General features: G+C 57.0%; 16 protein-coding genes and 2 pseudogenes. 12 read left to right on the top strand and 6 right to left on the bottom strand.

Annotated features, from left to right (window positions below):
• Positions 1 to 142: 142 nt before the first annotated feature.
• A pseudogene (locus tag JIF53_RS16710) lies at positions 143 to 937 on the top strand (DcaP family trimeric outer membrane transporter); the annotation flags it as partial.
• Positions 938 to 1,104: 167 nt separating this feature from the next.
• Here JIF53_RS16710 and JIF53_RS16705 read toward each other — a convergent pair.
• Together JIF53_RS16705 and JIF53_RS16700 are read right to left on the bottom strand one after the other, a co-directional pair.
• Entirely contained in the window at positions 1,105 to 2,274 is a 1,170-nt protein-coding gene (locus JIF53_RS16705; RefSeq protein ID WP_058342387.1) for an acyl-CoA dehydrogenase, read from the bottom strand.
• Positions 2,275 to 2,292: 18 nt separating this feature from the next.
• Positions 2,293 to 3,498, bottom strand: coding sequence for a 3-oxoadipyl-CoA thiolase (locus JIF53_RS16700; RefSeq protein WP_199453456.1), 1,206 nt, complete (start codon positions 3,496 to 3,498; stop codon positions 2,293 to 2,295).
• Between the two features lie 132 nt (positions 3,499 to 3,630).
• Here JIF53_RS16700 and JIF53_RS16695 point away from each other — a divergent pair, with 132 nt between their 5' ends.
• Complete coding sequence (locus tag JIF53_RS16695) at positions 3,631 to 4,992, top strand: hypothetical protein (RefSeq protein WP_199453454.1); 1,362 nt, start codon at positions 3,631 to 3,633, stop codon at positions 4,990 to 4,992.
• Positions 4,993 to 5,013: 21 nt separating this feature from the next.
• On the opposite strand, the gene JIF53_RS16690 is transcribed toward JIF53_RS16695, so the two are convergent.
• Positions 5,014 to 5,943: a 2-hydroxyacid dehydrogenase gene (locus tag JIF53_RS16690; RefSeq protein ID WP_199453452.1), complete on the bottom strand. Its 930-nt coding sequence runs from the start codon at positions 5,941 to 5,943 to the stop codon at positions 5,014 to 5,016.
• A gap of 270 nt (positions 5,944 to 6,213) precedes the next feature.
• Between JIF53_RS16690 and JIF53_RS16685 the strand changes: the two genes are divergently transcribed.
• The 8 genes from JIF53_RS16685 to JIF53_RS16650 all read left to right on the top strand — a co-directional run bounded on the left by JIF53_RS16685 (position 6,214) and on the right by JIF53_RS16650 (position 17,609).
• Positions 6,214 to 7,041, top strand: coding sequence for an IclR family transcriptional regulator (locus JIF53_RS16685; RefSeq protein ID WP_199453450.1), 828 nt, complete (start codon positions 6,214 to 6,216; stop codon positions 7,039 to 7,041).
• Between the two features lie 145 nt (positions 7,042 to 7,186).
• Entirely contained in the window at positions 7,187 to 8,665 is a 1,479-nt protein-coding gene (locus JIF53_RS16680) for an IS1182 family transposase (RefSeq protein ID WP_199453448.1), read from the top strand.
• A 189-nt stretch (positions 8,666 to 8,854) separates the two neighbouring features.
• On the top strand, positions 8,855 to 10,948 hold the full coding sequence (locus tag JIF53_RS16675; protein ID WP_199453446.1) for a 3-hydroxyacyl-CoA dehydrogenase NAD-binding domain-containing protein: 2,094 nt from the start codon (positions 8,855 to 8,857) through the stop codon (positions 10,946 to 10,948).
• Between the two features lie 18 nt (positions 10,949 to 10,966).
• A complete protein-coding gene (locus tag JIF53_RS16670) occupies positions 10,967 to 12,151 on the top strand; it encodes an acetyl-CoA C-acyltransferase (protein WP_199453444.1) in 1,185 nt (394 codons plus the stop codon).
• Positions 12,152 to 12,166: 15 nt separating this feature from the next.
• Complete coding sequence (locus tag JIF53_RS16665; protein ID WP_199453442.1) at positions 12,167 to 13,969, top strand: acyl-CoA dehydrogenase; 1,803 nt, start codon at positions 12,167 to 12,169, stop codon at positions 13,967 to 13,969.
• A gap of 49 nt (positions 13,970 to 14,018) precedes the next feature.
• Entirely contained in the window at positions 14,019 to 15,125 is a 1,107-nt protein-coding gene (locus JIF53_RS16660; RefSeq protein WP_199453440.1) for a zinc-binding dehydrogenase, read from the top strand.
• Between the two features lie 9 nt (positions 15,126 to 15,134).
• On the top strand, positions 15,135 to 16,550 hold the full coding sequence (locus tag JIF53_RS16655) for an aldehyde dehydrogenase family protein (RefSeq protein ID WP_199453438.1): 1,416 nt from the start codon (positions 15,135 to 15,137) through the stop codon (positions 16,548 to 16,550).
• Between the two features lie 84 nt (positions 16,551 to 16,634).
• Entirely contained in the window at positions 16,635 to 17,609 is a 975-nt protein-coding gene (locus tag JIF53_RS16650) for an NAD(P)H-dependent flavin oxidoreductase (RefSeq protein WP_199453436.1), read from the top strand.
• Positions 17,610 to 17,652: 43 nt separating this feature from the next.
• On the opposite strand, the gene JIF53_RS16645 is transcribed toward JIF53_RS16650, so the two are convergent.
• Both JIF53_RS16645 and JIF53_RS16640 read right to left on the bottom strand, forming a co-directional pair.
• A complete protein-coding gene (locus JIF53_RS16645) occupies positions 17,653 to 19,650 on the bottom strand; it encodes a TRAP transporter permease (protein WP_199453434.1) in 1,998 nt (665 codons plus the stop codon).
• Positions 19,651 to 19,733: 83 nt separating this feature from the next.
• Positions 19,734 to 20,888: a TAXI family TRAP transporter solute-binding subunit gene (locus JIF53_RS16640; RefSeq protein WP_058091199.1), complete on the bottom strand. Its 1,155-nt coding sequence runs from the start codon at positions 20,886 to 20,888 to the stop codon at positions 19,734 to 19,736.
• A gap of 507 nt (positions 20,889 to 21,395) precedes the next feature.
• Here JIF53_RS16640 and istA point away from each other — a divergent pair.
• Positions 21,396 to 22,937 carry an IS21 family transposase gene (gene istA, locus JIF53_RS16635; RefSeq protein WP_199453432.1) on the top strand — a complete coding sequence of 514 codons (1,542 nt, stop codon included), beginning with the start codon at positions 21,396 to 21,398 and terminating at the stop codon, positions 22,935 to 22,937.
• A gap of 10 nt (positions 22,938 to 22,947) precedes the next feature.
• Positions 22,948 to 23,688 (top strand): IS21-like element helper ATPase IstB, encoded by a 741-nt coding sequence (gene istB / locus JIF53_RS16630; RefSeq protein WP_199453430.1) that lies wholly within the window; start codon positions 22,948 to 22,950, stop codon positions 23,686 to 23,688.
• A 541-nt stretch (positions 23,689 to 24,229) separates the two neighbouring features.
• Here istB and JIF53_RS19670 read toward each other — a convergent pair.
• A pseudogene (locus JIF53_RS19670) lies at positions 24,230 to 24,345 on the bottom strand (cytochrome c biogenesis protein CcdA); the annotation flags it as partial.

Raw genomic sequence — 24,345 nt, 5'->3', positions numbered from 1 at the left:
GATTGCTGGAGAGTGAAGGTACGCATGAGCCGAAAGCACTGACTGGGTGAATGGATGTCAGATGCTATTATATCGCTCCAAGCCTTGTTATTGCAGGCTTTGGGCGTGAGTTCAGCTCGTTGAAGTCACGGATTCAGGAAACAGCTATAATCCGCGCATGCGGCAGGCGTATGGCTCCTGGAATGGTTGGGATTTTGGCCAGACCTTCACAACCTTTACCGATCTGGCTGCATTGCCAGAGATTCTGGACCAAGGTAAACAGGCTGCCTTTATCTATACCCGACAGCCGATGCTCCGCTATAACATGTCCGCTCCGGGTGGCAAGTTGATGGTCGCCCTCGAAAACCCGGAAGATGGTTTTGGCTCTGAATCCTATGGCGATCAGTCCTATCCGGATCTCGTAGCGCGCTATCAGACTCGCGGCAACTACGGTATCTACTCTGTTGCGGCCCTGTTGCGCCATCTGGAAGATGATGCTGCGGAGGACACCAAGGCAGCCGGTGCTGTATCTCTGAGTGCCCGTATTCCTACGTTTGGCCGTGATGACCTGCGTCTGCAGTACAGCTATGGAGCGCTTGGCCGTTACATGGGGCTGTTCACCTACCCGGATGTGGACCGGGCCGAGCAGGCGGCCGGAAAGGTTGAGCCGCTGAATACCTACGGGGTCACTGCTGCTTACCGCCACTTCTGGAATTCAACCTGGAGAAGTAACCTGACGGTTTCCCATACCGAGATTGTGGACGATCTGGAATTCTCTCCTGGGGGCACGCTCAGCTATTTCGACTCCTCCACCTCAGTCCACGCTAACCTGCTGTGGTCCGCTCATAAGAACCTGACTCTGGGTCTTGAGTATGCCTACTGGGACTTTGGCGAGATTGCAGGCAGCGGCAGCCAGCAGTATGAGCAGGTAATGGCTTCCGCCAAGCTGTCATTCTGATCAGCGATTTCCGTTGAGTTAAAACGAATATCAGGTATTTCATCGCTTGCCCCGGGTGCGCTGCACACCGGGGCTTTTTTGGGCCTGCCTGAAACTCGTTGCCGGATGTCAGGCATTAAAAAACCCCTCCGCGGAGGGGTTCTTTGCTTACACTGTTCCTGAAAGGATCAGCTGAAGGCCTGGATGCCAGTCTGGCCACGGCCCAGAATCAGGGCGTGGACGTCGTGGGTGCCTTCGTAGGTGTTAACTGCTTCCAGGTTCATAACGTGGCGGATAACGTGGTATTCATCAGCGATACCATTGCCGCCGTGCATATCGCGGGCTACGCGGGCGATGTCCAGGGCCTTGCCACAGTTGTTACGCTTCAGAAGGGAAACGGAATCCGGGGTGGCAATGCCGGCATCCATCATGCGGCCCAGCTGCAGCACAGATTGCAGTCCAAGGGTGATTTCAGTCTGCATGTCTACCAGCTTCTTCTGGATCAGCTGGTTGGCGGCCAGGGGCTTGCCAAACTGCTTACGCTCCAGGGTGTAGTTGCGGGCTGCATGCCAGCAGAATTCCGCAGCACCCAGGGCGCCCCAGCTGATGCCGTAGCGAGCCTTGGTCAGGCAGCTCAGCGGGCCTTTCAGGCCTTCAACTTCCAGGCGGTTTTCTTCAGGAACGAAGACTTCGTCCATAAAGATAGAACCGGTGTCGGAGGCGCGCAGCGAGAACTTGCCCTCAATCTTCGGGGTTTCCAGGCCCGTGGCGCCTTCGCGCTCGATCACAAAGCCGTTTACCACGCCGTCCAGCTTGGCCCAGACCACGCAAACGTCGGCAATCGGGGAGTTTGTGATCCAGGTCTTGGAGCCGCTCAGCAGGTAGCCGCCATCGACTTTCTTGGCTCGGGTTTCCATGCCGCCGGGGTCAGACCCGTGGTTGGGTTCGGTCAGGCCGAAGCAGCCAACAAACTCGCCAGAGGCCAGTTTCGGCAGAATACGCTTTTTCAGCTCTTCTTTGCCGTAAGAGAAGATCGGGTACATCACCAGTGAAGACTGTACGCTCAGCGCGGAGCGGTAGGCGGAGTCGACCCGCTCAACTTCCCGTGCGATCAGGCCGTAGCATACGTGGTTCAGGCCGGGACCGCCGTACTCTTCCGGCAGGGTGGCACCCAGCATGCCCAGTTCACCCATTTCGGTGAAGATGCTGCGGTCGAATTTTTCGTGGCGGTTTGCCTCGACGATGCCGGGCATCAGACGGTTATCGCAGAAGCTGCGAATGCTGTCGCGTACCTGACGCTCGGTTTCGTCCAGTTGTGATTCAAAGTTCAGCAGGTCGTCCCAAGGTGCGGAAGCCATTGTTGTTCTCCTGAAAAGTTAGTTGGAAACCCGTTCAATTACAGCAGCAATGCCCTGGCCTACACCAATGCACATGCTGATCAGAGCGTAACGGCCACCGGTACGTTCGAGTTGGCGTACCGCCGTCAGGGCAATCCGGGCGCCGGAAGCGCCAAGAGGGTGCCCCACGGCGATGGCACCGCCGTTCGGGTTGAGTCTGGAATCGGAAGGATCGATTCCGAGTTTGGTGGTGCAACCGAGAACCTGGGCGGCGAACGCCTCGTTGATCTCGATTACATCCATGTCTTTTAGTGTCAGGCCTGCTCGGGCAAGGGCTTTCTGGCTTGCCGGAACCGGGCCGTAGCCCATTACATTGGGCGCAACGCCGGCGATGGCAGCCGATACGATACGTGCGCGGGGCTGGATGCCAGCCCGCTTGCCGGCTTCTTCGGAGCCGATAATCAGGGCGGCAGCGCCATCGTTCACGCCGGAGGCGTTGCCGGCAGTAACCACGCCATCTTCAGCCAGCGAGCGAAGATTGGAAAGCGCCTCGAGGTTGGATGTAGGCCTTGGATGCTCGTCGTCCTGCACGGTCAGTGGCGGTTGCTTGCGCCCCTGAGGCACCGAAATGGGCAGGATCTCGTCCTTGAAGAAGCCTTCCTGGCGGGCCGCCTCGTAACGGGCCTGACTTTGCGCGGCAAAGCGATCCACTTCCAGTCGGCACAGGTTAAGTTCGCGCGCAATGTTGTCTGCGGTTTCAGGCATGGTGTCAGAACCGAACTGACGTTCGATCAGTGGGTTCGGGAAGCGCGCGCCAATGGTGCTGTCAAAGGCCCGGAATTCACGACTGTAAGGTGATTCGGACTTGGCCAGCACAAACGGCGCGCGGCTCATGGTCTCGGCACCACCGGCTACAAACAGCTCACCTTCGCCACAACGGATAGCGCGGGCAGCATCGATGATGGCGGCAAGGCCTGAGCCGCACAGCCTGTTAACGGTCTGGCCACCGGTTTCAACCGGCAAGCCTGCCAGCAGTCCGGCGTGCCGCGCCAGGTTGCGGGCATCTTCACCGGCCTGGTTGGTGCAGCCGGCAATCACGTCTTCATAATTATCCGGAGCAAAGGCGTTGCGCTCAATGAGTGCGCGAATGACCTCGGCCAGCAGGTCGTCGGGGCGAACCTTGGCCAGGGCGCCTGCATGCCGCCCAAATGGTGTTCTCAAGCCATCATAGATGTATGCGTTCATAAGAATTGCCGTATCGATTATGGTTAGGTAATTCCGAACTGCGGAATATAGTTTTGTAAATGATATTGGAAAAGACTAATCTGGGTCTATCTCAATTGCAAGAATTGTTCATCATTGGTGGCTGACTGGTTTATGAATGGAACTCTTCGCTGGCTGCTGGCTTGTGCCGTGGTCATGGAGCTTGTCGCGATTTGTCTGCAGAGCAAAGCCCTTAGCGCCTCTGCCGGGCTGGTATTCATCCTGGTGTTTGTTCTGGGCGCGATGCGCCTTCAGGTCTATGCAAGGACGTTGTTCCTGCTTTCCCTCACGTTTAGTGCTGGTTTGTTTGTGACCGGCCGTCTCGGAATGGACGGTGCCCTTGATGCGTTGTCGGATGCAGCGTTCTATTCGGCGTTTTTGGGCAGCCTGGGGATGATGCAGTGCCTGGTGCGCCGCTTTGAAGTCCTCAGGCGTATCCACGATGTGCTGCTCGGGGGTCGGGTATCCCTTTTATACCCAAAGTATGCGGCGGTGAGCTGCGGTATTGCCTCGGTACTCAGCTTCGGGATGATGAGCCTTTTATGCGGCACCCTGGCGGACAGTCTCAAAGAGCGGGGCATTGAGGGCGCGGCGCGGCTGCAGTGGCTCAGGAGTGTGCTGATCAGCGCCTTGCGGGGATTTGCGCTGGTGCCGTTGGTGGCGCCAACCAGTGTGGCGGTCGCCATTCTGACCCGGGAGCTGCCGCAGCTGAGCTGGTCTTCGCTTTTGCCTTTTGGTTTTGTCGCAGCGTTACTGATGATTGTGGTTGGCTGGGTGCTGGAAAGGCAGCGGTTCAGGGAAATCAGCAGTGAGCGGGTTGCCCTGGACGGCTGGCCCGCCGGAACCGGTAAGTTAGTCGTACTGGTCCTGGTGGTGTTTGCCTGTATGGGGTTGCTGGTGGCGCTGGCGGGAGTGAAAGTTTCGGTGGCGGCTATGCTGGCGGTTCCAGCGGTTACCCTGGCCTATATGTTGTGGCAGGAGCGCTCTCCGGGGGCCACGGTGGCAGAGGGGGTGGGCCAGTTGGCAGTAATGTCCAACGAGATGGCGATCTTTGCCGGGTCGGCCATGCTGGGGGTGTCGATTGCCACTGTGGTGCCTGCAGATCTGTTTGACGGGCTTGTGGTGAGCGGGTGGGGCAGTTACCTGATTGCAGCTGCTGGCTTGTTAATCATGCCATTGTTTTCCATGGCGGGCGTGATTCCGATTACCGTGCTCAGCGTTCAGTCCGGCATGCTTGCGCAACTGGTAGCTAGCGGCGCTGACCCGATGCTGGTGGCAATTGGCCTGGTTATTGGTTTCTCACTGGCAATGATGGTGTCGCCGTTCGGGCCGTCGGTGATGTTGCTGTCACGGTTTGGTCAGGTTTCCCGCAACGTAGTGGCCTTTCAGTGGAACGGTGTTTTTGTCTTGCTGGTGGTGCCGCTGTTGCTGTTATTGCTGGCGGTGTTTGCGGTGATTCTGCCGGCCCCGGGCTGACCGGCAGAATCGGCTTGCGGGTTAGTAGCCGCGGGTTATGTCGACTATTCCTGTGATGGCTCGCCCGCTGGCGTGGTCCCGGATTTTCCCGGTGATCTGCTCCAGGGTGGCATCCCGAAGAGTTCGCGCCGAAATGTGCGGCGTGATTGTGATGTCGGTTCGCTCCCAGAACGGGTGGCCAGCCGGCAAAGGTTCCTTGCGGAACACATCCAGGGAGGCCCGCTGCAGTTTCTCCTCATTCAGGGCTCTGAGCAGGTCTTCTTCCACGAGGTGCTCCCCCCGGCCGACGTTGATCAGCACCGCACCCGGCTGGAGCTGGCTGAACAGGTCGTAGTTGAGGATGTTTTCGGTTTCGCTGGTCAGTGGCAGGGTGTTAACCAACACTCGCGTTGTCCCCAGAAACTCTCCGAGTTGCCCGTTGCCTGCGAAGGTGCGCACGCCTTCTACCGTGTGCTCACTCCTGGCCCAGCCGTTTACCGTATAGTCCAGGCTTGCCAGTGTGCTGGCCACACGCTTGCCGATGTGCCCTAGCCCCATAATGCCGATGGGCCACTCTTTCCGGCTGATGGGGCGGTGTATCTTCCACAGGCGCTGGCGTTGCTGCTCCCGGTACAGCTCCATCTGCCGGCTGACTTCCAGTATCTGGTGCAGTACATGCTCGGCCATCTGTACTGACATGCCGGCATCTTCCAGTCTTACCACGGTAAGGTCTGCCGGCAGGTTGGGCACTTTCAGCAATCCGTCGATACCGGCGCCCAGGTTGAAAACGGCCTTCAGGTGGGTCTCACGCTCGAACAGTTGTGCCGGTGGCTGCCATACGATGGCGTAGTCTGCATTTATCGCCGGGCCGTCCGGATCCCAGACATAAATGTCTGCTTCTGGTAGCAGTTGTTTGATAGGTACGGTCCAGCGCTCTGGTTTGGGATCGCCCGCTACAAAAAGTACCTTCATACATGCTCCTGAGTAGTGTTTGTTGTCGTGCATATGACTTTGTTCCGCATTGCAGAATAAAGTATCGCTATACTATGGTAAAGGTTGCCCGGGTTTCCTTCATGGTTATTTCGTGGCATCGGGTAATGCCAGTGTTTCGAATCTGGCATGAAATTTGATGGCAGATTGTGGTTCTTGAGTTTCTCATAGACTAGAATATGTCCAATTTTCACGCCCACGGTTCTTCAGGCTATCCGTGACAGGCAACGCAGTTCAGGAAATAGGCAAGTTATGGCAAAAAAACAGCAGGACAACTCACCGGAGTTGCAAGTGGCATCCGGTGATGGTGAGCCGGTTCAGCCGGGTAAGGATCGCAAGTTTGTGGAGGCATTGTCCCGGGGGCTGGATGTTCTGCGCGCGTTCAGTCAGGGGTCTGTCATTCTCGGCAACCAGGACATTGCCAGAATTACCGGCCTTCCCAAGCCCACCGTTTCGCGCATGACCTATACGCTGACCAAGCTGGGTTATCTGGGCTACAACCAGCAGCTGGAAAAGTATCAGCTTAGTTCCGGCGTGCTGGCTCTGGGTTACGCCTATGTATCAAACCTGAAGGTGCGTCAGCTGGCCAAGCCCTACATGGACGAGTTCGCCCGGCAAACCAACATGTCGGTTGGTCTGACTTGTCGCGACCGCTTGCACATGATTTATGTAGAAAACCGGCTGCCGCCTGAAGCAACCCTCCTGCGGATGGATATTGGCCTGAAGCTGCCTATGTCGACAACCTCTGCAGGGCGCGCCTATTACTGCGCGATCAGCGACCCGGCCCGCAAGCTGATCGACGATGCCATGGCGAAGAAGTACGGTGAAAAATGGCCGGAAATTAAAGAAGGCCTGGACCAGGCCATGGAAGATTACCGGGAGCACGGTTTCTGCCTGTCGCTGGGAGACTGGGATCGGAACATTAACTCCGCCGGTGTACCTATCCACCTGCAGGATGGCACTACGATGGTTCTGACCTGTGCGGCGCCGTCGTACCTGGTGCCTGGCGACAAGTTGCGCGACTCCTATGCTCACCAGCTGGCTATGTTAGCCCGGGATATTGAATCGCTCGGTGTCTAGGCCAGGCTGCCGGTAGCCGGCCGGATCAGACAGAAAGGCATAAAAAAACCGCAGACGAAAGTCTGCGGTCAGACTGCTGACAAACCCTCGCCATCGCGGCGGGGGGTTGTTGTAATTGGGGTATCGACTTTTCAGAGGCTGCCCCATGCTCAAAGAGCCGTCCCCGCAACAACACGAACTCGAGATGGTCAGTCTCGAATCGCTGGTCCCCGACAACCACCTTCTTCGCAAGATTGATCAGTACATCGATTTTGAGTTCATCCGTGATCGGGTTCGGCATTTGTATTGCTCGAACAATGGTCGGCCGGCGCTCGATCCGGTGGTGCTGTTCAAGATGCTGTTTCTGGGCTATCTGTTCGGCATTCGCAGTGAGCGGCAGTTGGTGCGGGAGATACAGGTCAACGTGGCGTATCGCTGGTTCTTGCGCTTCAACCTGACTGACAAGATTCCAGACGCTTCCACCCTGAGCCAGAACCGCCGGCGGCGGTTCCAGGACAGCAGCATCTATCAGGAAATCTTCGATGAGATCGTGCTTCAGGCGATGGGCTATGACCTGGTGGGTGGCGAAGTACTTTATACCGACAGCACGCATCTCAAGGCGAATGCCAACAAGAACAAGTACGACCTGAAACAGGCTGAGGAGAAGGTGGCGGCCTACCTGGACAGCCTGGAAGACGCCATCGAAGGTGATCGCAAGGCTCAGGGTAAAAAGCCCTTGAAAACGAAGCTGTCTGAGCAGACACCCAAGACCAAAGACACCAAGATCAGCCGCACCGATCCGGACAGTGGTTACATGGTTCGGGAAGGCAAGCCCAAGGGCTTCTTCTACCTGGACCACCGAACTGTCGATGGCCGCAACGCCATCATCACCGACAGCTACGCCACGCCAGCCAATCTGCATGACAGCCGTCCCTATCTCGATCGACTGGATCGACAATGTGAGCGCTTTGGCTTCGACGTCTGGGGCGTCGGACTGGATGCGGGTTACTACACCGCCGGTATCTGCAAGGGCTTGGAAGACCGGGGTATCTACGGGGTCATGGGCTATCGGCGACCGAATAAACCCAAAGGCTATCTCCCTAAACGGGTCTTCACTTACGATCCCGAGACCAACAGCTATCGCTGTCCGCAAGGCCGGCAACTGATTTATGCCACCACCAACCGCCTGGGCTACCGGGAGTACAAATCCAACCCCGCTCAGTGCAAAGACTGCCCGCTACTGCATCAGTGCACCCGCAGCGCCAACCACGTCAAAGTGCTCACCCGCCATGTCTGGCAAGACAGTAAGGATCGAACGGACAGTTACCGATTAACGCCGTGGGGTAAAGCGCTCTACAAACAACGACAAGAAACGGTGGAACGGTCATTTGCCGATGCCAAACAACTCCATGGTCATCGCTACGCTCGCTTGCGAGGGATCTCCAAGGTGCGTGAGCAATGCCTGTTGGCCGCCGCAGCCCAGAATATGAAGAAGATTGCGCAGATCCTGGCGCGTCTTTTATGGCTCAAATCCCTTGGTATGCCTGGGTTACAGAGGCGAATCCGGAAATGGGCCCGGAAACTGGCTTTGCTGAAGTATTGGCAATCTGGTCAGGAGTATTGGGCTAACTCCATGGCTAACTAAATTTAAAGCGCCCAAACGCAACGAACCCCGGAAAAACCGGGGTTCGTCAGCAGTCTAACCGCAGACGAAAGTCTGCGGTTTTTTTATGCCTGAACCGAAACGGTGGTTGAAATAAGGGCTAAACTTGTATTAAATCGTTAATTGATTTCGCTAGATAAAACCATATTTCATAAAAGGCGAGGGGAGATTATGTCAGAGGTTGTTGCTTATACCCGTGAAGGGAATGTTGGTGTCATTTCCGTAAACTACCCGCCGGTCAATGCCTTGAGCCATGCTGTGCGTGCCGGTCTGGTTGCCGCCCTGGAACAGGGCCAGAAGGATGCAGAAGCAGACATCCTCCTGCTGGTATGTGAAGGCCGTACGTTCATTGCTGGCGCGGACATCCGTGAATTTGGCAAACCTTTGCAGGAGCCGGGTCTTCCCGATGTGATCAATGCCTATGAATCCAGCGACAAGCCCATTGTCGCCGCTATACACGGAACCGCCCTGGGTGGCGGGCTGGAAACGGCCCTGGGTTGTCATTACCGGGTCGCCCTGCCGTCTGCCAAGGTAGGTTTACCTGAGGTAAAGCTTGGCCTGTTGCCCGGTGCTGGCGGTACCCAGCGCCTGCCTCGCCTTGTGGGTGCCCAGAAGGCACTGGAAATGATTACGTCTGGCAACTTCGTAGGCGCCAGAGACGCGCTGGCTCTGGGCATTGTTGATGCTGTTGAAGGCGGTGACGATATTCGCCAGGTTGGGCTGGCCTATGCGCGGAAACTGGCAGCTGAAGGTGCTCCGGTGCGCAGGGTGCGTGATATTGCCGACAAGGTTGAAGCTGACAAGGGCAGCGATGTCTTTGACCAGTTCCGTGCTGGTCTGGCCAAAAAAGCCCGTGGCCTGTTCTCTCCTTTCAAGTGTGTCGACGCCGTAGAAGCCGCTTTCACCCTGCCGTTTGCCGAGGGCCTGAAGCGTGAGCGTGAACTGTTCAAGGAATGCATGGAATCGCCGCAGCGTGCTGGCCTGATTCATTCGTTCTTTGCCGAGCGCGAGGTTTCCAAGGTCAAAGGCCTGGCCAAGGATACTCCGGTACGTGAGGTGAAGAGTGTGGGTATTATCGGTGCCGGCACCATGGGTGGTGGTATTGCCATGAACTTCGCCAATGTGGGCATTCCTGCCACCATCGTTGAGGTCAAGCAGGACGCGCTTGATCGAGGCCTTGCCGTAATTCGCCGTAACTACGAAAACTCCGCCAAGAAAGGCAAGCTCACTGCAGAGCAGGTGGAAGAGCGTATGGCGCTGATCAAAACCAGCCTGAGCTATGACGATTTCCGTAATGTGGATCTGGTGATCGAAGCCGTATTTGAGAATATGGCTATCAAGAAAGAAATCTTCGCCAAGCTGGATGAAGTGTGCAAGCCGGGCGCCATTCTGGCGTCCAACACCTCGACCCTCGACATTGATGAAATTGCCTCGGCCACCCATCGTCCCGAAGACGTTGTGGGTATGCACTTCTTTAGCCCGGCTAACGTAATGAAGCTGCTGGAAAATGTTCGTGGCAGCAAGACGTCTGACGAGGTGAAGGCCACTGTGATGGCCGTAGCGAAGAAAATTAACAAAGTCGGCGTCATGGTCGGTAACTGTCACGGCTTCGTTGGTAACCGGATGCTTCATAAACGCGGTGCCGAGGCCATGGCGCTTGTAAACGAAGGTGCTTCGCCGCAGCAGGTGGACAAAGTGCTGACCGACCTCGGCTTCCCGATGGGGCAGTTTGCGATGTCTGACCTGGCCGGCATTGATGTCGGTTATCGTATTCGTGAAGAGCGTCGTAACGCCGGTGAAGATGTGCCGGCCAGTTGGATGGACAAGCTGGTTGAGCAGGATCGTCTGGGGCAGAAAACCCAGGCTGGCGTATACAAATATGAGGAAGGTAGCCGCGCGCCGGTTGTCGACCCGGAAGTGGAACAGCTGATTGAAAGCTTCCGCGCGGAACAGGGGATCGTAGCCCGGGAGGTTACCGACCAGGAAATCCTTGAGCGTTGCATGTATGTAATGGTCAACGAAGGTGCCAAGATCCTGGAAGAAGGCATTGCCGACCGGTCACTGGACATCGATGTGGTCTGGATCTACGGATATGGTTTCCCCGCGTATCGTGGCGGCCCCATGTTCTGGGCAGATCAGGTTGGGCTGGACAATATTCTGGCGGCAGTGAAGAACTACAACAACACAGTGGGTGGCGAGCAGTGGAAGCCTGCACCGTTGCTCGAGAAGCTGGTGGCGGAAGGCCGCAAGTTCAGCGATCTATAATTATAAGGAGTTCATCTTATGTCTGATGCTGTCATCGTTTCGACCGCGCGTACCGGCCTTGGCAAGTCCTATCGTGGTGCCCTGAACAACACGCACAGTGTTGATCTGGCCGGGCACGTTATCCAGCACGCCGTTGAGCGTGCAGGAATCGACCCTGCCATCGTTGAAGATGTCATTCTGGGCGCAACCTTTCACGAAGGTTGTCAGGGCAAGAACATGGCACGCCTGGCGGCTATTCGTGCCGGGCTCCCGGTAACCACGGCCGGGCTGTCAATTAACCGGTTCTGCAGCTCCGGCCTGCAATCCATTGCTATTGCTGCGCAGCGCGTGATCTCGGAGAAGGTACCTGCCATCGTGGCTGGTGGCGTAGAGTCCATCTCCCTGGTTCAGAACGACAAACTTAATGGCTTCCGTGCTACTAACGAATGGCTGATGAAGAACAAGCCGGAACTGTACCTGTCGATGATCGAAACGGCCGATATTGTCGCCCAGCGTTACAACGTAAGCCGTGAAGCGCAGGATGAGTACGCACTGGTTTCCCAGCAGCGCACCGCCGCGGCCCAGCAGTCCGGCAAGTTTGACGACGAAATTGTACCTTTTGACGCCACTATGCTGGTTAAAGACAAAGAAACCGGTGAAGTGAGCGAAAAACAGGTAACCCTGGACCGGGACGAGTGCAACCGCCCGAATACTACATTGGAAGGGTTGGCGTCACTGGACGCGGTACGTGGCCCGGGCCAGTTTGTTACCGCGGGCAACGCCAGCCAGCTTTCTGATGGCGCCTCTGTGTGTACGGTCATGGACAGCACCTATGCCGAAAAGCATAACATCGAGCCCATGGGCATTTTCCGTGGCTTTGCTGTTGCAGGCTGTGAGCCGGACGAGATGGGCATCGGCCCGGTGTTTGCTGTTCCACGCCTGCTTGCCCGTAACGGCCTGACCATGGACGACATTGACCTGTGGGAGCTGAACGAAGCCTTTGCATCCCAGGTGGTCTACTGCCGCGACCGTCTGGGTATTCCGATGGAAAAACTCAACGTGAATGGCGGCTCTATTTCTGTGGGTCACCCCTATGGTGTGAGCGGTTCCCGCCTTACCGGCCATGCCCTGATTGAAGGCAAGCGCCGGGGTGCCAAATATGTGGTGGTCACCATGTGCATTGGCGGCGGTCAGGGCGCAGCCGGCCTGTTCGAAGTGGTATAAACGGAGAGCGCCGTCATGCAGCAGAAAATCGTCAGTACCCGGGACCTGGCTTTCCAGCTTTATGAACTTCATGAAGTAGAGAAGGTGCTCAGATTTGAGCGCTATCAGGACCATAGTCGTGAAACGCTGCAGGCGGCGCTGGACCTGGCGCTGAAAGTTGCCGCAGAGGAGTTCGCACCCCATGCTCGCTTGGTGGATGAAGAAGAGCCGACCTTCGAGAATGGCCGTGTGCACATGCGCCCGGAAGTTCACAAGGCGCTGGACGTACTGAAAAGTACTGGTCTGATGGCGGCCAGTCAGGACTACGAGCGCGGTGGCATGCAGCTGCCCAGTGCGGTTGCCCAGATGTGTGTGGGGATGCTCAAAGGAGCCAACGTAGGGACTCAGGGCTACGCCGGGCTGACTATTGCGGCAGCTAACCTGATTCTCGCCCATGGCTCCGACGAGCAGAAAAGCCGCTACGCCGAGCCGATGCTGGCGGGGCGTTTTTTCGGCACCATGTGCCTGACCGAGCCCCATGCAGGTTCCTCTCTGGGAGATCTGCGCACTCGCGCGGAGCCACAGGCGGATGGCAGTTATAGGTTATTTGGTAACAAGATCTACATCTCCGGTGGTGATCACGAGCTGAGCGAGAACATCATTCATATGGTACTCGCTCGTTTACCTGGGGCCCCGGCCGGCGTAAAAGGAATTTCCCTGTTTCTGGTGCCGAAGGTCCTGGTTAACGAAGATGGCTCTTTGGGTGGGCGCAACGATGTCGCCCTGGCTGGCCTGATTCACAAAATGGGATACCGTGGCACGACGTCTACCATGTTGAACTTTGGTGAGGCAGCGGGGGCGGTCGGGTATCTGGTTGGCGCGCCCCACGAGGGCCTGGCTGCCATGTTCCATATGATGAACGAAGCCCGGATTGGCGTTGGTCTGGGTTCGGTGATGCTGGGTTACACCGGCTATCTTCATGCGCTTGAGTATGCCCGCGAGCGGCAGCAAGGGCGTCCGGTTGGAGAAAAGGATCCGGAGAGCCCCCAGGTGCCTCTGATCCGCCATGCCGATATCCGGCGCATGCTGCTGGCCCAGAAGGCCTATGTGGAAGGAGGGCTGGCGCTTTGTCTGCAAGGTGCGGTCTTGGTGGACGAAAAGAAGTTTGCGGAAACTGGCGAGCAGCGCGAGCTTGCCGCCGGGCTGCTCGACTTGCTCACGCCGGTGATCAAGTCCTGGCCCTCCCGTTATTGTCTCGAAGCTAACAGCCTGGCAATTCAGGTGCATGGTGGCTACGGATACACCCGGGAATATCCGGTGGAACAGTTCTACCGGGATAACCGACTTAACCCGATCCACGAGGGTACCCATGGTATTCAGGGCATGGACCTGCTTGGCCGCAAGGTTTCCATGGCCGATGGCCGGTATTATCGCGAACTGGTGCGAAGGATTGAAGCCACTATTGCCGAGGCCCGCAAGCAGGAACGGCTGGCTTCTAATGCCGGCCTGCTTGAGCGGTCCCTGTCAGCAATGATTGAAGCTACCCGGGTGATCAATGAGGTAAAGGCCTCCGGTGACAAGGAAAAAGCACTGGCAAATGCCACTCTGTACCTGGATGCCTTCGGGCAGGTAATTGTCGGCTGGCTCTGGCTGCGACAGGCCCTGAAAGCCCTTGCTGGAGTCAGTGGGGCCGGTGATCAGCCTGAGTCCTTCTATCAGGGCAAGTTACGCGCCTGTGATTATTTTTGCCGGTATGAATTGCCGGGCGTGCTAGCAACGGCTGAGTTGCTGCAATCGGTGGACTCAACGGCACTGGATATGTTTGACGAGGCATTCTGACCGGCCTCGCCAACTCTGAATCAACACAAAAACAACAGGAGTCAGGGTAATGGACAGACAAGCAAAGGCGGTGGTCTGCCGGGAGTGGGGTAAGCCTGTACAGATTGAACAGATTACTGTGGAGGGGCCAAGGCGCGGCGAGATAACTATCAAGGTTGCCGCCTGCGGCGTGTGCCACAGCGACCTTTCAGCCACCACCGGAAAGATTCAGTATCCACCGCCATTGGTACTGGGCCACGAGGCGGCCGGTGTGGTGGTTGAAGTTGGCGAGGGTGTGGAAGGCTTCAGTGAAGGCGACCACGTTGTTAGTTCGTTTATCTCAATGTGCGGCAAGTGCCGCCAGTGTGTGCGTGGCCATCCGGTGCTGTGCGAAAACGCCCGCAAGGCGATGTTCACACTGCCCGATGGAACCGTTCGAACCCGCGACAGTCATGGCGAGCCACTGAATGTGTTCGGCGCCTGTGGCGTGATGGCGGAGTACGCAACCCTGCACGTGGATAACTGCGTGAAAGTTGCCGAAGATGTGCCGCTGCAGAATGCCGCGCTGGTGGGCTGTGCCGTGATGACCGGTGTGGGTGCTGTATTTAATACTGCCGGGCTGGAGCCGGGTTCCAGGGCTGCGGTATTCGGTATTGGCGGTGTTGGCCTGAACGCCGTTCAGGGCTGCGCAACCGCCGGTGCCGAAATGATTGTGGCGGTGGACAACAACCCGAAAAAGCTCGCCATGGCGCGGGAATTCGGTGCCACCCACACGATTGACCTCAACGAAGTGGATGATGCCGCCAAGGCCATCAGAAAACTGACCGGCGGCGTGGATTACGCCTTTGAGTGTGTTGGTGCCGGTGCCGTGGTTGAGCAAGCCTATAAGTCTCTCGGGCGCGGTGGTACCGCCGTCGTGGTGGGCGTTGCTGACCCGAAAGACAAAACCTCGATTACTACGCTCACCCTGCCGGCCGACGAGCGCACCCTGAAGGGCAGCTGGCTGGGTTCAGCCCGGCCGCAACACGATTTTCCGCGACTTCTGGGTTTGTACCGTGCGGGTAAACTTAAACTCGATGAGCTGATCACCCAGACTTACTCCATAGATGAAGCTGTTCAGGCCTTTGACGATATGATCTCGGGCAAGAACGCGCGTGGCGTGATTGTCTTCGACTGAGGGAAAAACATGAAGATTCTGAACAAGAACTACATCAATGGTAGCTGGGTCGACTGGAACGGCGACATGGCGGATGTGCATGAAGCGGCCACCGGCGACGTGATTGCCCGGGTGCCCATGTCCGATCCGGGACAGATGGAGCTGGCAATTGCCGCTGCGCATGCAGCATTTGAGGTCTGGTCTGAAAGTTCTGTAGAGCAAAGGGTGAACGTGCTTGGCCAGCTGCATGCTGGACTCAAGCAAAGGGCACCGGAAATTGCGGAAGCGGTCAGCCGGGAAGTGGGCATGCCACTGAAGCTTGCCACGGCAATCCAGGCTGGCCTGCCGGCAACTGTAACCAAGACCTATACCGATATGTTGCCGGAGTTTCCGTTCGTTGAGCAGTCTGGTAACTCGGAAGTGCAATATGCGCCGGTCGGTGTGGTGGGCTGTATTACGCCCTGGAACTACCCGCTGCATCAGATCATTCTGAAGGTAGTACCCGCGATTGCTGCCGGCTGCACTGTTGTGCTGAAGCCCTCTGAGATTGCGCCGCAGGCAGCCTTTATCCTCGCTGACATTCTGGATGAAACCGACCTGCCGGCGGGTGTGTTCAACATGGTATGCGGGGCCGGGCAAACCGTTGGTGAAACCCTGATCCGGCATCCGGATGTGCGCATGCTGTCATTCACCGGCTCCACCCGCACCGGTCATGCCATTGCCCATGCCGCTGCGGATGACTTCAAGCGAATTGCGCTGGAAATGGGCGGCAAATCGGCATCGGTTGTTTTATCGGACGCTGACCTGGAAGCCGCAGTAAAAGGCACAGTGAGCAACTGCCTGCTCAACTCCGGACAAACCTGCACCGCCCTGACCCGGCTGCTGGTGCCCGCCGATCGCCATGACGAGGCGTGCAAGCTGGCGGCTGCAGCCGCGGCCAGAATGACCCCGGGCAACCCGCTGGACGAAGCCACCCGTTTGGGCCCCTTGGCCTCCGCGCAGCAGCGGGACCGGGTAGTGGATTACATCCGGCTCGGTGTTGCGGAAGGCGCCACCCTGGTAGCCGGCGGCCCGGACGCGCCGGAAGGCCTGGACAAGGGTTACTTTGTACAGGCAACCGTGTTTGGCAATGTAGACCCGAACAGCACAATCGCCCAGGAAGAGATTTTCGGCCCGGTGCTGTGCGTGATTCCCTACAACGATGAGGCAGAAGCCTTGCGTATCGCCAATGGCACTGCCTACGGGCTGTCTGGAGCGGTCTGGTCGGCGGATCGGGAAAAGGCAAAGGCTTTTGCCGCAAAACTCCGGACCGGACAGGTGACGGTGAACGGTGGCGGCTTTAACCCGCTGGCTCCCTTTGGTGGCTTCGGCCATTCCGGTATCGGACGGGAGTTCGGCAAGTGGGGGCTTGAGGAGTTTCTGGAAGTTCGCTCGCTGCAGCTGTAATCGCAAGACAACGAAGGAGCCGCAGCAGCGGCTCCTTCACGTTTAAGGGCCGGAAATGTTTATCAACAACAAAAGAGTGATGCCGTGAAAACACGAATTACGGAATTATTTGGAATCGAACACCCGATCGTACAGGGTGGCATGCACAATGTAGGCTTTGCCGAACTGGCATCGGCGGTATCCAATGCCGGTGGTCTGGGCATGATTACCGCCCTGACCCAGCCTACGCCTGAACATCTCGCCAGTGAAATCGCCCGCTGCCAGCAGATGACGGATAAACCCTTCGGCGTAAACCTGACCTTCCTGCCGTCCTTCAACGCGCCGCCTTATCCCGAGTACATTGACGTCATCATCCGCAGCGGTGTCAAGGCGGTTGAAACCGCCGGCCGCAGCCCCGAGCAGTACATGGAGCAGTTGAAGGCTGCGGGTATCAAGGTTATCCACAAGTGCACATCTGTTCGCCACGCTTTGAAGGCCGAGCGAATCGGTTGTGATGCCGTCAGTGTGGACGGCTTTGAATGCGGCGGCCATCCCGGTGAGGATGATGTGCCAAACTTCATCCTGCTGCCTCGTGCGGCTGAAGAGCTGAAGATACCTTTCATTGCATCTGGCGGGATGGCCGATGGCCGGAGCCTGGTAGCGGCTATGGCATTGGGTGCCGAAGGCATGAATATGGGCACCCGTTTTCTGGCCACCAAAGAAGCGCCGGTTCATGAGAACGTGAAACAGGCAATTGTGGACGCCAATGAACTACAGACCCGGCTGATCATGCGTAACCTGAAGAACACCGAGCGGGTGATGGATAACGCAGCCGTGCGGGAAATCATCCGGATTGAGAGTGAAAAGGGTGACCAGGAAACCATTGACGATATCCGCCACCTTGTCACAGGTGCAAAGGGTAAGCTGGTGCTGCAGGAAGGCAAGATGGATGAAGCTGCCTGGAGTTGTGGCATGGTTGTTGGGTTGATTAATGATATCCCTTCATGCGATGAGCTGGTCAGCAGAATCATGGAAGAGGCTGAAGGGATTGTGCGCCAGAGACTTTCCGGCTTTTTGTAATTGAATTGCCCGGAGGGTGTCTCACCCTCCGGGCAGGACCGTCTCAGGCCAGGGCCTTTTCCCTTCTTTCGTATTTCTTGTGCGTCAGTGCGGCGGCGACGACCGCAGGAATGATCAACGCAGCACTAATAAGAGACAATTCCAGATTGGTCAGCGGAACCGGTCCGCCACCGGGGATGGCAAGGATCATGCCACCGGCAATGAGTCCCAGCCGGATTGGCCATTGCAACAGCTTGCTTGCTGCCAGAGAGCCTACCCCGATCAGCCAGCCTTGCATCGCCGATGCTATCAACGTTACCCCGATCAGTGCTTGTACAATCACCAGGAGAATCTCGCTCCAGGTGCCTTGGAAGATCAACGCCGGATTAAGCACAAACAGGAACGGGATAAAGTAGATCACGCTGCCCAGCCGCATGGCTTCCACACCGGTTTTCATTGCATTGGAGCCGGCAACCGTTGCAGCGGCAAAGGCGCCCAGGGCAACCGGTGGGGTGATGAAACTGAGCATGCCCCAGTAAAGGATGAACAGGTGAACGGCCAGGGGATCCATGCCGCCGCCGTTTATCAGGGCCGGTGCGAGCGCAACCGCCAGGAAAATATAGGCAGCTGTAACTGTCATGCCGATGCCGAGCACAAAGCTGGTCAGTGCTCCCATCAAAAGCAGTACCAGGGTGTTGCCACCGGCAAGGTAGATAAGGTCATTGGCAATAGTGCCTGACAGCCCGGTAACCGACAGTGCACCTACCAGCAAGCCAACACCGGTGAGGATCGCGATCAGCTCTGCAAACAGCTTCCCTGACTCTGCGAAGAAGTCCTTCACGTCTTGCCACTTCCAGCGCTGGTAGGGCAGTACCTGGTTGATCACCAGCAAGAGAACCGTTGCAAAGAATGGTGCCGTGGCCTCTCGTCGCAGGAAGAACAGCATCCAGATCAGCAGGGCAAACACGAAGATGAAGTACCAGCCTTCCTTTAATGTCTGCCTGAGTGACGGCAATTCGCTGGCCGGCAGGCCCTGAAGTTTGTTGCGCGCAGCATAGGCATCAATCTGGATAAACAGGCCGAGGAAATACAGTACGGAGGGCACGACTGCCGCCAGTGCAATGGTGCCGTAGGGAATGTTCAGGAACGCGGCCATGATGAACGCGGTGGCACCCATAACCGGTGGCATCAGAACGCCGCCTGTAGAAGCGCAGGCTTCTACGCCGGCTGCGTAGGAACGGCTGAAGCCGACTCGGCGCATTGCCGGAATTGACATCACTCCGGTTGTCATCACATTGGTGATTACGCTGCCGCTCATGGATCCCATGAGGCCGCTGGAGAAAACCGCAACCTTTGCCGGTCCGCCCCGAACATGGCCCAGCAATGCGAAGGCCAGGTTGATAAAGAAACGACCGCCGCCGGTTTTCTGCAGGGCGACGCCAAACAGAAGGAAGCCGATCACGATGTTGGCAAAGGCTTGTAAGGGCACGCCCATGATGCCTTCTCGACTCATGGCCATGTAGATCGCGGTCTGGTCGGGGGCGGATGGAAATCCCTGGATGGGGCCCGGCAGCTTGTCTGCAAATATCGGGTACAGGCTGGCGACACCGACAATCATGGCAATCGGCAGGCCGCCGGCCCGACGAATGGCTTCGATGACGGTAACCCAGAACAGGAAGCTGAACACTACGGCGTATTGTGGTGCCGCGTATTCCCAGCCGTAATCCAGAATAGTTTCCGCGTTGTAGACAAAGAACCCGCAGATAACCGAGGCGGCAAGGAACAGGATGATGTCGTACCAGGGAACCTTGTTCCGGGAAGCGTGGCGTGACATTGGCCAAAGCAGAAAAACCAGCGGTAGCATAAGTGCCACCACCACATAGAAAAACTGGCTTTCCACTTTGGTAACAATATTGATCAGCTGCAAATTGAACAGGTAGTCAATCGTCAGCAGTGTCAGGACAAGGGTTGCAACCCTGGGGACCCATGGCCATCCGCCGGAAAGCCGCCGGATGCCGCTGACGTTTTCTTTCGACGGTTCAATGTTGTGTGTTTCAGACATGCAGTAAGACTCCTGAAAGAACTCCGGTGTAACAGACCCCTCGTCTTTACACCGGAATCAGGTTTCAACCAGGACAGCAGGTTTTACCGGAATACCGGATTCATGCCCGCCGCTTGAAGTGCTTCTGCCCGAGCCGTCATCCAGCCCTTTTTGAAGGCTTCCTTGTCGGCAGGCGGGTTGGCCTTGGTGTAGCTCTCCCAGGTGTCCAGGAGGATATTCTGACGCTGTACCAGCATGTCCTGGTGTTGTTGCATATCTTCCGTCCAGTGGCCGATTTCCTTGTAGTAGTCGACGACCACATCATGCAGTGGGATGACCCAGTTGAGATTCTGGTTCTCCAGCGCATAGCCTGCATTGCCCGGTGCGGAGTCCTTGTACTTGTCGTAATCCTCGGTGAAGACACGAATCAGCCCGTCCACCAGTTTTTTATCGGCATCGGCGTTGGCGATGATGATGGGGTAGGGGTAGCTGGAACCAATCCACGGCTCATCCTTGCTGATGCCGGCGCCGGAAGTAACCAGGTGCGGTTGGAAATAGGGAGCTACGGAGCGCAGTCGCTCCCAGCCCTCGGTGTCTTCAGGATCAAGCTCCAGCCAGGATATACCGCGCGGACTGGCGGAAAGCTGTTGTGGGCCGCCGGCGACAGAAACGGTAAATGCGGTATCGCTTTGATTGGCGACGATGCCGTCAAAGGCACGGCCGTATCCCGGGAAGTCTACCCGCTCCACGTCATCCCAGGTGAGGTCGCCAAAGGCCAGCATGGCTTCGGTGCCGAGGTTCAGGGCATCGTCACCACGAATGTAGGAAATGCGTTTGCCCTTGAGGTCATAGGGGGTTTCTACGCCGATATCGCCGGCTACAGCAATGCTCAGGCCAAAACTGGCAATGGATGTGGTAATTACCCGAACCGGCTGCGGCCCCCAGTTGTCCTCGGAGAACATCAGTACACCTTCGGCGGCGTAATAAGCGGCAATGCCACAGGAACAAACCGGTACGCGCCCGGTTTTAAGTGGTGTCATCCGGGAAACGTCGTTCTCGCCAGGCAGGATCCGCAGTGATACGCCGTACTCATTGCGTAGTAGATTGCCGATAGAAGCCATCTGGCTATAACCTGCTGAGCTGGTGCCATAGGCAGTCATTCCGATGGTGGCTGGCAGATCGACATTCTCTGCAGCCCACGCAGTGGTTGCGCTCCCGGCAAGAAGAGAAATTAAAATGATATTTTTTGTTGTCATCATGTATGCGCTCTTTTGAGGTTATTGTTTTGCTGTGCAGAATAGAATTCTGAATTAAGATTTAGTGTAGTCAGGCTTTTGTCTGTGTGTCAATTGATGTGATCGACGGCTAATTTCCTGCGCGTCGTTGTCAGGTCTGTAAGAGGCTGATAGGTTTCCATCAAGCTGGGTGGACCTGTCGGGCCACCGACAGGTGGGGCCAATTTTGTTCGTAAATTACTAATTTTGTAACGATAAAGTGCCCGTAAGACACGCATCCCCCTATTGCATATTACGGCCCATCATGAACACCCATTCCGGACGAACGTGAACACCGATTCTGGTTCAACGTGAACAGTCATTCCGATTGAAGGTGAACACTTTTCCGGATTTTCCGGAATCGGTGTTCACGATGCCGGAATCAGCGTTCACATTCCCGGAAACGGTGTTCACGTTCAACCGGAATCCTTCTTAACGCATTGTTTATTAGACCGTTTGCTACTCTGACTCCTTTTTCTGGGGAGCGGAGTTGTGCCAGCAAAGAGAATTCTAATGCGTAAAATCAGAGAGGTGCTTCGCCTAAGGCTGGAAGCCGGGCTCTCGATCCGGCAGATCAGTGCCAGCACCAAGACCAGTGTCGGGGCCATCCAGAAGCTGTTAGCCCGGGCCGATGCCCTGAACCTCAACTGGCCGTTGCCCGAGGATTTGGACGATGGCCGCCTTGCGGCCCTGTTCTATCCCAGTGCCGATCCCACCACATCGACTCGCTACCAGGTGCCTGACTGGGCCACCGTTCATCAGGAACTCAAGCGTAAAGGGATGACCAAGCAGCTGTTGTGGGAGGAATACACAGCTCAGTATCCCAATCGCTGTTACAGCTACTCCCAGTACTGTGACCGTTATCGGCAATGGCTGAAGCAGCAGAAGCGCTCCATGCGCCAGACCCATAAGGCCGGGGAGAAGTGCTTCGTGGATTACTGCGGCCCGACCGTGCCGATCATCAACCCGCAGACCGGTGAGGTACGCACCGCTCAGGTGTTCGTGGCGGTGCTTGGGGCCTCCAACTACACCTACGCTGAAGCCACCTGGAGCCAGAGTTTGCGAGACTGGCTATCCAGTCACGTGCGTACCTTTGAGTTCTTCGGTGGCATTCCGGAGATGGTCGTGCCGGACAACCTGCGCAGCGGTGTCAGCAAGGCCTGTCGGTACGATCCAGAGCTAAACCCCAGCTACCAGCAACTGGCCGAGCACTATCAGGTGGCCATCCTCCCGGCCAGGCCCTACAAGCCCAAGGACAAATCGAAGGCGGAGGTCGGCGTGCAAATCGTGGAGAATTGGATCTTGGCCCGGTTGCGTCACCACACCTTCTTCACTCTCGCCGAAGCCAACCAGTGCATCCGGTCACTGCTTGAAGAGCTGAACAGCCGCCCGTTCCGGCGGCTCCCGGGTAACCGGCAAACCGCGTTCGAGACACTGGATCAGCCAGCCCTGCGTCCCTTGCCGAAACAGCCCTATGAGTACGTCGAGATCCGGCGTTGCCGGGTCAATATCGATTACCACATCGAGTTCGACCAGCATCATTACTCGGTACCGCACCAGTACGTGGGCGAGCAGGTGGAAGTCCAGGCCAGCGATCATCTGGTGCAGGTCCACTTCCGGCAACGCCAGGTGGCAAGTCACCCACGGCGTCACAGGCCGGGCACCACCACCGAAGCCGGTCATATGCTTGCCCGGCATCGAAAACAGCAGCAGTGGACCCCGGGGCGTCTCAAGAACTGGGCCCGGGACATCGGGCCAGACACGCTGATCTGGGTCAGTGATCGACTGGCTGAGGGGGAACACCCGGAGCAGGCCTACCGGGTCTGTCTCGGGTTGCTCAACCTGACTCGGGAGTACCCCAGCCAACGCCTGAATGCCGGCTGCCGCATCGCCAATCGGGAAGGTCTGAACCGGCTGAAGCACATCAAGGCCATTCTCCGGAGCAACCGGGACAAGCTGCCGGAGCAGTTGTCCCTGAACGCCGAACTCCCTCAACACCACGAGAATATCCGTGGCCCGAAGAGCTTCCACTAGGAGATCACCCATGAGCACAACACAGACCCTGGCACGACTGAAAGACCTGAAGTTAGGCGGCATGGCTGCCGCCCTGGAACACCAACAAAACCAGCTGGGCACCTACGACGAACTGCCGTTCGCGGAGCGCCTGGAACTGCTGCTTGACCGAGAGTTCCAGACCCGAGAGCACCGGAAACAGGACCGCCTGGTACGCCAGGCCCGCTTGAAGCTCCGTGCCTCGATCCAGGACATCGACTACCAGCACCCCCGCAACCTGAAGAAAGCTCAGGTGGCCCAGCTGGCTCAGACCGACTGGCTGGAGCGTGGCCAGAACCTGTTGATCACCGGCCCCTGCGGCAGCGGGAAAACCTACCTGGGTTGTGCACTGGGGCACCAGGCCTGCCTGAACGGCCTCAGTGCCCGGTATTACCGGATCTCCCGGTTACTGCTGGAACTGACTCAGGCCAAAGCTGACGGCACCTACCAGAAGACGCTGAACCAGCTGGCCAAAGTGAAGCTGCTGATCCTGGATGACTGGGGACTCGAAGCCCTAAAACCGGCACACCGAAACGATCTGATGGAGATCATGGATGACCGTCACGGCACGCACTCAACCATGATCATCAGCCAACTGCCTACGGATCAGTGGTATGCCGCCATCGGCGATAACACCCTGGCTGACGCCATCCTGGACCGGCTCATGCACAACGCCCATCGCTGGGCTCTGAAGGGGGAATCGATGAGAAAACGACTTCAGGAAATTGACTGAACGTGAACACCCGGAGTAAAAACTCCGGTGGGTGATGCGTTAAGAAAAATGGTGTTCACGTTCAACCGGTATGGGTGTTCACGTTCGCCGGAATACGCACCTATCCTTGTTGGGTTGAGCAGAGGGCTTCAGAGTTCTATCCAGAGATCAGTCGTTGCGCCAGGTCTGAGCGTCATCTTTGTGCGGGTAGGTATCACTCGTCAGCACCCTTACTAGACGAGAATCGCGGGCGGTTGGCCTTGTAGTACTCAATTATGCTGCTTCGAATCCCATAATTTTTCATAAACTTGATACATTCTGAATGTCCGCTTTGCGACCCCTGGTCACATTCCGGGCTCTGAACAAAAGCGAACGTTCACCATCCTCCACTGCGAAGCGGTTTTTAATCTAGTCCTGAAGAACAATGAGCCGCTTCAATCGTTCGGCAATGCAAAACCATTAGTTAACGAAATGGCAGCCCCATTTGTTCATGAAACCTGTTTATACGCAGTATTTGAGTATGAAGCCATGGACCGCTCCCTGTAGTTTGGCTGTAGGAAGCTCAACCAAGCCTTCCGAGAACCGGAAACGTCGACAACATCCACGACGCAAAGAGTGTCATCCGACCGGTGAGCACCATTACTCCCATTACAACGAGCACCAAGCCAGCAAGCGCTC

It is taken from the genome of Marinobacter sp. bablab_jr008, from assembly GCF_016464145.1.
GTDB lineage: Bacteria > Pseudomonadota > Gammaproteobacteria > Pseudomonadales > Oleiphilaceae > Marinobacter > Marinobacter nauticus.
This window is presented reverse-complemented; position numbering and strand designations above follow the sequence as displayed.

Bases quoted from the DNA above. Each gene is read 5' to 3' on its own strand.
- JIF53_RS16705 (WP_058342387.1), bottom strand. From the start codon at position 2,274: ATGGCTTCCGCACCTTGGGACGACCTGCTGAACTTTGAATCACAACTG.
- JIF53_RS16700 (WP_199453456.1), bottom strand. From the start codon at position 3,498: ATGAACGCATACATCTATGATGGCTTGAGAACACCATTTGGGCGGCAT.
- JIF53_RS16695 (WP_199453454.1), top strand. From the start codon at position 3,631: ATGAATGGAACTCTTCGCTGGCTGCTGGCTTGTGCCGTGGTCATGGAG.
- JIF53_RS16690 (WP_199453452.1), bottom strand. From the start codon at position 5,943: ATGAAGGTACTTTTTGTAGCGGGCGATCCCAAACCAGAGCGCTGGACC.
- JIF53_RS16685 (WP_199453450.1), top strand. From the start codon at position 6,214: ATGGCAAAAAAACAGCAGGACAACTCACCGGAGTTGCAAGTGGCATCC.
- JIF53_RS16680 (WP_199453448.1), top strand. From the start codon at position 7,187: ATGCTCAAAGAGCCGTCCCCGCAACAACACGAACTCGAGATGGTCAGT.
- JIF53_RS16675 (WP_199453446.1), top strand. From the start codon at position 8,855: ATGTCAGAGGTTGTTGCTTATACCCGTGAAGGGAATGTTGGTGTCATT.
- JIF53_RS16670 (WP_199453444.1), top strand. From the start codon at position 10,967: ATGTCTGATGCTGTCATCGTTTCGACCGCGCGTACCGGCCTTGGCAAG.
- JIF53_RS16665 (WP_199453442.1), top strand. From the start codon at position 12,167: ATGCAGCAGAAAATCGTCAGTACCCGGGACCTGGCTTTCCAGCTTTAT.
- JIF53_RS16660 (WP_199453440.1), top strand. From the start codon at position 14,019: ATGGACAGACAAGCAAAGGCGGTGGTCTGCCGGGAGTGGGGTAAGCCT.
- JIF53_RS16655 (WP_199453438.1), top strand. From the start codon at position 15,135: ATGAAGATTCTGAACAAGAACTACATCAATGGTAGCTGGGTCGACTGG.
- JIF53_RS16645 (WP_199453434.1), bottom strand. From the start codon at position 19,650: ATGTCTGAAACACACAACATTGAACCGTCGAAAGAAAACGTCAGCGGC.
- JIF53_RS16640 (WP_058091199.1), bottom strand. From the start codon at position 20,888: ATGATGACAACAAAAAATATCATTTTAATTTCTCTTCTTGCCGGGAGC.
- istB (WP_199453430.1), top strand. From the start codon at position 22,948: ATGAGCACAACACAGACCCTGGCACGACTGAAAGACCTGAAGTTAGGC.